The sequence below is a fragment of the Streptomyces sp. NPDC002690 genome (genome assembly GCF_053592415.1).
The window spans coordinates 1-10,840 of sequence record NZ_JBSFVR010000259.1; the positions used below are offsets into that span (position 1 = coordinate 1).

The window sequence follows — 10,840 nt, forward strand, 5'->3', positions numbered from 1 at the left end:
CCCTGTGGGAGAGTAGGACGCCGCCGAACAATTTTTCCGGGAGACCCCCGTGCCTTTGGGCACGGGGGTTTTCTGCGTTTACGGACAATTGCGTGGACCTGGGGTTCCTGCGCCACCCGCCCTTGAGGCACGATCCAGTTCATGGGGAACCTCTACGACTACTACGCGGCCACCGACGACGCCCAGGCGATCGCACTGTCCGAAGGCGATGCCGACCTGGCCGATCCGTTCGGCACGATCGGACTCAAAGGGGTGATGCCCGATGAGATTCTCGCTACCGTCGAATCCTGCCTGACGGGTGTGCCCGAGGAGCAGGTGGAGGCCGGCCCGCGCTTCTGCGAACTGCTCAGCGAGGACGATCAGGACGGCCCGTGGCTCGTCTCGCTCACGGACACCCTCCGGGACGCTCTCGCGGAAGCCACCCCGGATCGTCTCCTGGAAGCCGCCACCGCGTGGACCCGCACGCAGGACGGTGCGGGGCAGGGCCCTGAGCTCATGGCCGACTTCCTGAAACGCCTCGGCGAACTCGCCCGCGACGCCGGGCCGCAGCGGCGTCTGTACTGCCGCATGTCCCTGTGACGGTTCGGCGGCACCCGCGTCGGCCGAACCCGTGTCAGCGCCCCACGGACGCCCGGTACACGTCCAGAGCCGAAGCCGGTGCCCGCCCGAGGAGCCTCGGCAGGGCGTTGTCCGCGATCCCGCTGCCGTCGAGGAAGCCCGCGGCGATCGCCGAGTAGGTGCCGACGAGCATGGGCACTTGGAAGGGCAGGGCCTCACCGGCCGAGGAGATCGCCTCACGGGCCGCCGCCAGCGAGCCGGGCCGGTACCGTCCGCCGACCGCCCCGGCCAGGTCGTCGCCGCCCAGGGGCTCCTCGCCGACGAGCTCGTACACCTTTCCCGCGTGCGCTCCGGGCTCGGTCACCACTCGGGCCGCCACCGCCGCCAAGTCCTCCCTGGCCACGGCCGCCAGTCTGCCGTCGCCCAGCGGGGCCGCGATCGTGCCGTCGCCGGTGGGTGCCGCGACGGCGGCGAGGAACTCGGCGTAGAGGCCGTTGCGCAGCACCGTCCAGCTCAACGGCGAGCGCGTCAGGCGGCGTTCCGTCCAGCGGTGGGCGAGAGCGAAGGGCAGATGGTCGCCGTCGCCGCTCAGGCTGGTGTAGACGAGATGACGCACTCCGGCCTTCTCGGCACCGGCTATCGCTGCCTCGTGCCGGGCGAGGACGACGTCGTCCTCGCCGTATCCGGCCGAGATGAGCAGCAGCGTCTCCACCCCGGTGAAGTCCAGCGACGCCGGGTCGTCGAAGTCGACGCGCCGCTCGGCCGGCGAACCCGGGGTCCGCGTCCCGAGGACGACGTCGTCGCGGCCGGCCAGTTCTCCGGTGACGAGCCTGCCGAGAGCGCCGTTCGCGCCGGTGATGAGCAACATGGAAGTTCCCTCCTGAGCCGTGTGTTCTCATCCTCGGGAGTGGACGCGGATCGCATAAGGAGGCACTTCGATGTCAGTAGGGCACACCGGTGTAACCACGTCCGAGCCGCAGGAGCCGGTGATCGTCTGCGAGACCCCGCAGGACGAGTGCGGTGTACGGGACGTGCTGGACCGGCTCGGCGACAAGTGGTCGGTCTACGTGATCGTCGAACTCGCTTCCGGGGTAAGGCGGTTCAATGAGTTGCAGCGCCGGATTCCGGGCGGCGTCTCGCAGCGCATGCTGACCCTGACCGTCCGGCGCCTGGAGCGGGACGGCCTGGTGAACCGGACCGTGTACCCGACCGTTCCGCCCCAGGTCGAGTACGAACTCACCGAGCTGGGCCACAGCCTCACCCACCTGGTCAAGGCGCTGGCGGACTGGTCGATCGAGCACCGGCCGGTCATCGCCGCCGCCCGCGAGGCGTGGGACGACGCCGGCCGGACACCGGCCTTCGGCTCCTGAAGACTCGAGCCTGAAGGCGCGGGCTCCAAGAGACTCACGGGTGCATGCGGGCGCCCTTGAGGACCTTGTCGACCGCGTTGCGCGGGCCGTACACCGCCAGGCCCACCAGGTCGAGCGCGTCCGCGCCGACGGCGCGTACGGCGGCCCGGTTGTCCCGGTCGTTGCCCGTGGCGAACAGGTCCGACGTGAACAGGGACCTCGGCAGCGCGCGGGAGAGCGCCCGGGTGTGCGCGGCGGTCAGCACTTCCTTCGTGCCCTCGAAGACCAGCACGGGCTGACGGAACATGGGCAGGTACGGGGTGCCGTCGGCGTCCTCGTACGGTTCGCCGACGACCTCGGGCGCCACCGAGCCGAGCCCGCTGACCAGGAACGCGGTGACGTTCAGCCGCTGCCAGGTCTCCAGATCCTCGCGGAGCAGTACGGCGATCTTGGTGTCGAAGCGGACGGGGGCCTGCTCGTGCGGGGCGACGGCCCCGGTGGTTCCGGTGGCGTTCTCGTTCTCGGTGTTCATGCTCCGAGACTCCGCGACGCCCGGCCGCCCGGTCTTGTACGTTCTTGGCGTGACGCCCTCGCAGGAGCAGGAGATCTCCGCATGGCGCCCGCACGTCCCGGGCGTCGTCGAGGTGCTGCACGCCCACTTCACCGAGCACGCCTACCCGATGCACGTCCACGACGCCTGGACCCTGCTGATCGTCGACGACGGAGCCGTCCGCTACGACCTGGACCGGTACGAGCGCGGCACCCCGCGCGACACCGTGAGCCTGCTGCCCCCGCAGGTCCCGCACAATGGCTCGCCGGCCACGGCGCACGGCTTCCGCAAGCGCGTCGTCTACCTCGACATGAGCCAGCTCGACGTGAGCCTCATCGGGCGGGCGGTCGGCCATCCGGACTTCACCGATCCGCTGCTGCGTACCCGCGTCGGCCAGCTGCACGCGGCCCTCGCGCACCCCGGGGACGCGTTCGAGGCGGAGAGTCGGCTGGCCTTCGTGGGGGAGCGGCTGCGGGCGCTCCTCGGCTCCGGGCCGGATCGCGGCGGTGCGGTACCCGCCGGCCGGGGCGTCGCCCGGGACCTCCGCGACCTGCTCGACGAACGGCTGCTCGACGGCCTCACCCTGGCCGAGGCCGCGCGCCTGGTCCATGCCCACCCCACGCATCTCGTACGGGCCTTCAGCGGCGCGTTCGGCATCGCCCCGCACCAGTACGTGACGTCCCGCCGCGTCGACCGGGCCCGCCGCCTGCTGCTCGACGGACGGCCGCCGGTCGAGGTGGCGGCGGCCACGGGCTTCCACGACCAGTCGCACCTGACCCGGCACTTCAAGCGGATCATGGGTACCACCCCCGGGCGGTACGTCCGTGCGGGAGCGCCGGGAGCGCCGGGAGCGCCGGGAGCGCCGGGAACGCCGGGAACGCCGGGAACGCCGGGAACGCCGGGAAGCCCGGACCGTGCGGTCCGGGCTTCCCTCGGTACGGATGCGGGTGCGGGGCCGCAGGTCAGGCCGGGCGGAACCAGACCGTCGCGAGCGGCGGCAGGGTCACCGTGATGCTGGCCTGACGGCCGTGCGCCGGTACCTCCTCCGGCTTCAGCGGCTCCTCGTTCCGCACGTCGCTGCCTCCGTAACGGGCCGAGTCGGTGTTCAGCACCTCGACCCAGCTCCCGGCCGACTCCGGCACCCCGAGGCGGTAGTCGTGGCGGACCGCCGGGGAGAAGTGGGAGACCGCGAGCAGTGGCGAGCCGTCCGCGTCGAAGCGGAGGAACGCGAGGACGTTGTCCTCAGCCGCGCCGCCGTCCACCCAGCTGAAGCCGCCCGGGTCGGTGTCGCGCTGCCAGAGCGCCGGCACCGCGCCGTACACCGCGTTCAGGTCGCCGACCAGGTCGCGTACGCCCCGGTGGTCGGCGGACGCCTCGTACGCCGGGTCGAGCAGCCACCAGTCCGGGCCGTGGCCCTCCGACCACTCGGCGCCCTGGGCGAACTCCTGTCCCATGAAGAGGAGTTGCTTGCCGGGGTGGGCCCACATGAAGCCGAGGTAGGCGCGGTGGTTCGCGCGCTGCTGCCACCAGTCGCCGGGCATCTTCGAGACCAGTGCCTGCTTGCCGTGCACCACCTCGTCGTGCGAGATCGGCAGCACGTAGTTCTCGCTGTACGCGTACACCATCGAGAAGGTCATCTCGTTGTGGTGGTACTTGCGGTGCACCGGTTCCTTCGCCATGTAGGTGAGGGAGTCGTGCATCCAGCCCATGTTCCACTTCAGCCCGAATCCGAGGCCGCCGATACCGTCCGGGCCGGTGTGGTGGGTGGCGCGCGTGACGCCGTTCCAGGCGGTGGACTCCTCGGCGATCGTCACCACCCCGGGGTTGCGGCGGTAGACGGTCGCGTTCATCTCCTGGAGGAAGGCCACCGCGTCCAGGTTCTCCCGGCCGCCGTGCTCGTTGGGCGACCACTGGCCGTCCTCGCGGGAGTAGTCGAGGTAGAGCATGGAGGCGACCGCGTCGACCCGCAGCCCGTCGATGTGGAACTCCTCGCACCAGTAAGTGGCGTTGGAGACGAGGAAGTTGCGGACCTCGGTGCGGCCGTAGTCGAACTCCAGGGTGCCCCAGTCCGGGTGCGCGGCGCGGGACGGGTCGGAGTGCTCGTACAGCGGCCGTCCGTCGAACTCGGCCAGCGCCCATTCGTCGCGCGGGAAGTGCGCGGGAACCCAGTCCATGATCACGCCGATGCCCGCCCGGTGCAGCGAGTCCACCAGGTGCCGGAAGTCGTCGGGGGTGCCCATGCGCGAGGTCGGCGCGTAGAAGCCGGTCACCTGGTAGCCCCAGGAGCCGCCGAAGGGGTGCTCGGAGACCGGCATCAGCTCCACGTGCGTGAAGCCCAGGTCCTTGACGTACGCCGGCAGTTGCTCGGCGAGTTGACGGTACGTCAGGCGCGGACGCCAGGAGGGGAGATGGATTTCGTATACGGAGAACGGCGCCTCGTGCACCGGGCGGTCGCCGCGCCGCTCCATCCAGTCGCCGTCCTGCCACGCGTAGTGCGAGGCCGTGACCACCGAGGCGGTGGCGGGCGGGATCTCGGTGGCGCGGGCCATCGGGTCCGCGCGCAGGGTGTGCGAGCCGTCCGGGCGGCAGAGGTCGAACTTGTAGAGCGCGCCCTCGCCGACCCCGGGGAGGAAGAGTTCCCACACGCCGGTCGACCCGAGCGAACGCATCGGCAGCCCGGTGCTGTCCCAGTAGGTGAAGTCACCCGCGATCCGCACCCCGCGCGCGTTGGGCGCCCAGACGGTGAACCGGGTCCCGGTGACGCCCTGGTGCTCCATGATCCGCGCACCCAGCGCGGTCCACAGCTCCTCGTGCCGGCCCTCGCCGATCAGGTGCAGGTCCAGCTCGCCGATCGCGGGCAGGAAGCGGTAGGGGTCCTCGATCTCGATCTCGTTGTCCGTGTAGGCGACCAGCAGCCGGTAGGCGGGCACGGCTTTGAGCGGCAGCACGCCGGAGAAGAAGCCGTCGCCGTCGTCGAGCAGTTCGGCACGGAGCCCCTCGGCGAGCACCGTCACGCCGCGTGCGTGCGGGCGCAGCGCCCGTACCAGCAGCCCGCCGTCGTGGGGGTGCGCGCCGAGCAGGTCGTGGGGGGCGTGGTGCTCGCCGGCGAGCAGCCGGCCCCGGTCCGCGTCGTGCAGGGCGGGCGCGGGCCGGACGCCCTCGGCGGCGTCGGTGCCGCCGCGCCGGGGGTGGGGCGGCACGCCGTTCTTCCGCTTGGCCTTGGGGCGCTTCGCGGGCGCGGTGGCGGTGACCGTGGCGGCGGCAGCCGCCGCCACGGGCCCGTCGGCCGTCTCGGTCGTCACCGGCTGGGGGGCGGGTGCGGCCTCGGCTTCGACGGGGGCGGGCGTGTTCCTGGACGGCTTACGGGCGGTCACGGGGGACGGCCTCCTCGGGGGGTCGGTCGGGGCGGGGGCGTGCGGAACGGGGAAATCCGTGCGGTCCGGGCGGTCGGGGGCGGCCGGACGGTCGATGGGGCGAGGGCGCGGACCGGGCGGGCCGGGGTGCGCCCTCGGTCCACCGGGCCGCGCGGCGGGGGAGCCGCGCGGACCCGGATCAGGTGGACGCGGCCAGCCGCTGGATCGCGGCCATCGGGACGGGCAGCCAGTCGGGGCGGTGCCGTGCCTCGTACAGCACCTCGTACACCGCCTTGTCCGTCTCGTGGGCGCGCAGCAGTTCGGGTTCGCTGCGCGGGTCGGTGCCGGAGACCTCGGCGTATCCCTCGCAGTACGCGGAGCGGCAGCGCTCCGCCCAGGCGTCGCTCCAGGGCCGGTGGGAGCGGGCCGCGTAGTCGAAGGAGCGGAGCATCCCGGCGACGTCGCGCACCGGTGGCTGCGGGCTGCGGCGTTCGGCGAGCGGCTTGGCGGGTTCGCCCTCGAAGTCGATCAGTGACCAGAACCCGTCGGCGCCGCGGAGCGTCTGTCCGAGGTGCAGATCGCCGTGGACCCGGTGGGTGGCCCAGGAGCGTCCCCGGTGTCCGAGCTCCCCCAGCGCGTCGAAGGCGGCGCGCAGCGCGGGGACGTACGGCAGGAGTACGGGGACGGCCTGTGCGGTCGCCTCCAGCCGCTGGGTCATCCCGGCCACCAGGGCTTCGATGCCCGCGAGGCGCAGGTCCGGGCCGGGCAGGGCGGAGGCGAGCGCGGAGTGCACCTCGGCGGTGGCCCGGCCGAGCGTTCGGGATTCCGGGACGAAATCGCGTCCCTCGGCCAGCGCGCCGAGGGCCAGTTGCCAGCCGTCCTCCGCGCCGCGCAGGAAGGGTTGCAGCACGCCGAGGGTGAGCGGTTCCGGGGTGGCCGCCTCGAACCAGGCGACGGGTGCGGGCACCCGTCCGCAGCCCTCGCCGACGAGGGCGAGCGGCAGCTCCAGATCCGGGTTGGTTCCCGGGAAGACTCTCCGCAGGATCTTCAGGATGTAGGCGTCGCCGAAGACGAGCGAGGAGTTGGACTGTTCGGTGTCCAGCAGCCGGGGCGCGAGCCCGGCCGGAATCGTTTCCGCGCGTTCGAAGCGGAGCACTCCGAGTGGGCCGGGGCGGCGGAATCGCTCCAGCAGCAGACCGGCGAGCCGGGGGTCGTGGAGGCCCTCGTAGACGGTGCGGCCGGCCAGCGGGCCGTCCGCCACCCGTCCGATGAGGGCGGGGGCCAGGCTCGGTGGCAGGTCCGTCCTCACCCCCAGCAGGAGTTGGTAGCAGTCACCGGTGGCGCGGGCGGGCAGTCCGGGCTGATGGACCCGGACCAGGAGGTGCAGCAGCCCGGGGCCGGTCGTGGCGGAGTCGACCGGCAGTATCTCGGTCGCGGAGACCAGGGTGAACCCGGCCACCGGGTGGCCCTTGCCGGCGAACCAGCGTTGCCGGGGCAGCCAGTCGTGGAGCAGCGGGGCGAGGGAGGGCAGCAGCGCGGTCCCCGCCGCGGCGCCTCCCGGCCGTGGGTGGGGTTGCGGGTGGGGCGCCTGTTTCGTCGTGCTTTTCGCCAGGGCGACGTGAGTGGATGCAGCCTCCGACATGGCATCGCGTCCTTTCCCCGGGCACACAGATGCGAGGAGTGTCCCGGATTGCGGCAATGGCTGTCCGGCTGTGCGGGACGTGTCGGCTGAGGATGGTGCGTACGGACTCGAATGGCCCAACGGGCACTCGGTTCCGTCCAGCGCTCGATGTGGGGGAGGGTGCCCCGTGCGGGACGGCCAAAACCGTCCCGCAGGAGCTGTGCGTACCGTTGACCGGGGCGTAACACCCCGGCGGTGCCCGTCAGATGGCCGGGGCTTCCTTCCGCAGGCGGAACCAGTAGAAGCCGTGGCCGGCGAGAGTGAGCAGGTAGGGCCACTCGCCGACGGCGGGGAAGCGCACCCCGCCGATCAGTTCGACCGGGTGGCGTCCGTTGAAGGACCGCAGATCGAGTTCGGTCGGCTGTGCGAACCGGGAGAAGTTGTGGACGCACAGCACGAGGTCGTCCCCGTACTCACGGGTGAACGCGAGCACCGCCGGGTTGGACGAGGGCAGTTCGGTGTACTCGCCCAGCCCGAAGGCCGGATTCTGCTTGCGGATCTCGATCATCCGCCGGGTCCAGTGCAGCAGCGAGGAGGGCGACGCCATCGACGCCTCGACGTTGGTGACCTGGTAGCCGTAGACCGGGTCCATGATCGTGGGCAGGAAGAGCCGGCCCGGGTCACTGGAGGAGAATCCGGCGTTGCGGTCCGGCGTCCACTGCATCGGGGTGCGTACCCCGTCGCGGTCGCCCAGCCAGATGTTGTCGCCCATCCCGATCTCGTCCCCGTAGTAGAGGATCGGGGAGCCGGGCAGCGACAGCAGCAGAGCGGTGAACAGCTCGATCTGGTTGCGGTCGTTGTCCAGCAGCGGGGCGAGGCGGCGGCGGATGCCGATGTTGGCGCGCATCCGCGGGTCCTTGGCGTACTCCGCGTACATGTAGTCGCGCTCTTCGTCCGTGACCATTTCGAGGGTGAGCTCGTCGTGGTTGCGCAGGAAGATGCCCCACTGGCAGTTCTTCGGGATCGCCGGTGTCTTGGCGAGGACTTCGGAGACCGGGTAGCGGCTCTCCCGCCGTACCGCCATGAAGATGCGCGGCATCACGGGGAAGTGGAACGCCATGTGGCACTCGTCGCCGCCGGACTGGTAGTCGCCGAAGTAGTCGACGACGTCCTCCGGCCACTGGTTGGCCTCGGCGAGCAGGACGGTGTCCGGGTAGTTGGCGTCGATCTCCTTGCGGACCCGCTTGAGGAAGCCGTGGGTCTCGGGGAGGTTCTCGCAGTTGGTGCCCTCGCGCTGGTAGAGATACGGCACGGCGTCCACGCGGAAGCCGTCGATGCCGAGGTCCAGCCAGAAGCGGAGGGCGGAGATGATCTCCTCCTGCACCGCCGGGTTCTCGTAGTTGAGGTCGGGCTGGTGCGAGAAGAACCGGTGCCAGTAGTACTGCTTGCGCACCGGGTCGAAGGTCCAGTTCGAGGTCTCCGTGTCGACGAAGATGATCCTCGCGTCGGGGAACTGCTTGTCGTCGTCGGCCCAGACGTAGTAGTCGCCGTACGGCCCGTCGGGGTCCGACCGGGACTGCTGGAACCACTCGTGCTGGTCGCTCGTGTGGTTCATGACGAAGTCGATGATGACGCGCATGCCGCGCTGGTGCGCGGCGTCCACGAACTCCACGAAGTCGGCGAGATCGCCGAACTCGGGAAGTACGGCGGTGTAGTCCGAGACGTCGTAACCGCCGTCGCGCAGAGGCGACTTGAAGAACGGCGGCAGCCAGAGGCAGTCGATGCCGAGCCACTGGAGGTAGTCCAGCTTGGCGGTGATGCCCTTGAGATCTCCGATGCCGTCGCCGTTGGAGTCCTGGAAGGACCGGACGAGGACCTCGTAGAAGACGGCGCGCTTGAACCAGTCGGGATCGCGGTCCTTGGCGGGGGTGTCCTCGAAGGTGTCGGGAACAGGCTCATTCACGATCATGGTGTGGGTGACCCTCCGGTCGGCGGGGACGGTCGCAGGACGACGACGTGCGCGGGCGTGATACCCGGCTCTAGGCGCACGTAGAAGGTCCTGCCCCAGTGATAGGTGTCGCCGGTGAGCTCGTCGCGCACCGGCACGCTCTCGTGCCAGTCGAGGCCGAGTTGCGGCATGTCCAACGAGACCGTGGCCTCCTGGGTGTGGTGCGGGTCGAGGTTCACGACCACCAGGAGGGTGTTCGATCCGGAGCGCTTGCTGTAGACGATCAGCGCTTCGTTGTCGGCGGAGTGGAAGTGGACGTCACGCAGCTGCCGGAGCGCCGGATGGCGGCGCCTGATCCGGTTGAGCGACGTGATCAGCGGGGCCAGCGAACGTCCCTCGCGTTCGGCGGACTCCCAGTCCCTGGGCCTGAGTTCGTACTTCTCCGAGTGCAGGTACTCCTCGCTCCCCGGACGCGTCGGGGTGTTCTCGCACAGCTCGAATCCCGCGTACACGCCCCAGGACGGGGAGAGTGTCGCGGCCAGCACGGCCCGGGCCTCGAAGGCGGGCCGGCCGCCGTCCTGGAGGTAGCCGGGAAGGATGTCGGGGGTGTTCACGAAGAAGTTGGGGCGCATGTACGAGGCGGCCTCGCCGGAGACCTCCAGGGCGTACTCGGTCAGCTCCTGCTTCGTGTTCCGCCAGGTGAAGTACGTGTACGACTGCTGGAAACCGACCTTCGCGAGGGTGTGCATCATCGCGGGGCGGGTGAACGCCTCGGCGAGGAACACGACGTCCGGGTCGGTGCCGTTGATCTTCTCGATCACCTGCTCCCAGAAGACGACCGGCTTGGTGTGCGGGTTGTCCACGCGGAAGATCCGCACCCCGTGGTCCATCCAGAACCGCAGCACCCGTACCGTCTCGGCGACCAGTCCCGGCATGTCCTTGTCGAAGGCGATGGGGTAGATGTCCTGGTACTTCTTCGGCGGGTTCTCCGCGTACGCGATCGAGCCGTCGGGCCGGTGGTGGAACCACTCCGGGTGCTCCTTCACCCAGGGGTGGTCCGGGGAGCACTGGAGCGCGAAGTCCAGGGCGATCTCCATCCGCAGGGTGCGGGCGGTCTCCACGAAGTGGTCGAAGTCCTCCAGCGTGCCGAGGTCCGGATGGACGGCGTCGTGGCCGCCGTCCGCCGAACCGATCGCCCAGGGCACGCCCGGATCGTCGGCGCCCGCCGTCAGGGAGTTGTCCGGCCCCTTGCGGTGGGAGGTGCCGATGGGGTGGACCGGCGGCAGATAGACGACGTCGAAGCCCATCGCGGCCACCGCCGGCAGCCGCTCGGCCGCCGTCCGGAACGTGCCGCTGACCAGCCGGGCCGAGGGCCGCTGCCTGCACAACGAGCTGTACTGGCGCGGCGCCGACTGGTGGGGCGCCGGACCGGGCGCGCACAGCCACGTCGGCGGGGTGCGC

8 protein-coding genes and 1 pseudogene are annotated in these 10,840 nt (G+C 70.9%); 3 read left to right on the plus strand and 6 right to left on the minus strand.

Annotation, left to right across the window (positions count from 1 at the left end):
* Positions 1–141 precede the first annotated feature (141 nt).
* Positions 142–579: a hypothetical protein gene (locus ACWD3D_RS26220; RefSeq protein WP_451463253.1), complete on the plus strand. Its 438-nt coding sequence runs from the start codon at positions 142–144 to the stop codon at positions 577–579.
* 34 nt (positions 580–613) lie between these two features.
* On the opposite strand, the gene ACWD3D_RS26225 is transcribed toward ACWD3D_RS26220, so the two are convergent.
* Positions 614–1,426 carry an NAD(P)H-binding protein gene (locus ACWD3D_RS26225; RefSeq protein WP_451463254.1) on the minus strand — a complete coding sequence of 271 codons (813 nt, stop codon included), beginning with the start codon at positions 1,424–1,426 and terminating at the stop codon, positions 614–616.
* A gap of 70 nt (positions 1,427–1,496) precedes the next feature.
* Between ACWD3D_RS26225 and ACWD3D_RS26230 the strand changes: the two genes are divergently transcribed.
* Positions 1,497–1,928 carry a winged helix-turn-helix transcriptional regulator gene (locus tag ACWD3D_RS26230; protein WP_451463255.1) on the plus strand — a complete coding sequence of 144 codons (432 nt, stop codon included), beginning with the start codon at positions 1,497–1,499 and terminating at the stop codon, positions 1,926–1,928.
* 34 nt (positions 1,929–1,962) lie between these two features.
* Here ACWD3D_RS26230 and ACWD3D_RS26235 read toward each other — a convergent pair whose 3' ends face one another.
* Positions 1,963–2,439, minus strand: coding sequence for a DUF2000 family protein (locus ACWD3D_RS26235; RefSeq protein ID WP_451463256.1), 477 nt, complete (start codon positions 2,437–2,439; stop codon positions 1,963–1,965).
* Here ACWD3D_RS26235 and ACWD3D_RS26240 point away from each other — a divergent pair.
* Positions 2,438–3,289, plus strand: a pseudogene (locus tag ACWD3D_RS26240) (AraC family transcriptional regulator); the annotation flags it as partial. The gene ACWD3D_RS26235 and the pseudogene ACWD3D_RS26240 sit on opposite strands and share 2 nt — an antisense overlap.
* A gap of 130 nt (positions 3,290–3,419) precedes the next feature.
* Here ACWD3D_RS26240 and glgB read toward each other — a convergent pair.
* The 4 genes from glgB to ACWD3D_RS26260 all read right to left on the minus strand — a co-directional run.
* Entirely contained in the window at positions 3,420–5,831 is a 2,412-nt protein-coding gene (gene glgB / locus ACWD3D_RS26245; RefSeq protein WP_451463257.1) for a 1,4-alpha-glucan branching enzyme, read from the minus strand.
* 178 nt (positions 5,832–6,009) lie between these two features.
* On the minus strand, positions 6,010–7,452 hold the full coding sequence (locus tag ACWD3D_RS26250) for a maltokinase N-terminal cap-like domain-containing protein (RefSeq protein ID WP_451463258.1): 1,443 nt from the start codon (positions 7,450–7,452) through the stop codon (positions 6,010–6,012).
* Positions 7,453–7,693: 241 nt separating this feature from the next.
* Positions 7,694–9,400 (minus strand): maltose alpha-D-glucosyltransferase, encoded by a 1,707-nt coding sequence (gene treS / locus ACWD3D_RS26255; RefSeq protein ID WP_328719337.1) that lies wholly within the window; start codon positions 9,398–9,400, stop codon positions 7,694–7,696.
* A partial coding sequence (locus ACWD3D_RS26260; RefSeq protein WP_451463259.1) for a DUF3459 domain-containing protein occupies positions 9,397–10,840 on the minus strand: 1,444 nt, incomplete at its 5' end. The genes treS and ACWD3D_RS26260, both read right to left, overlap by 4 nt.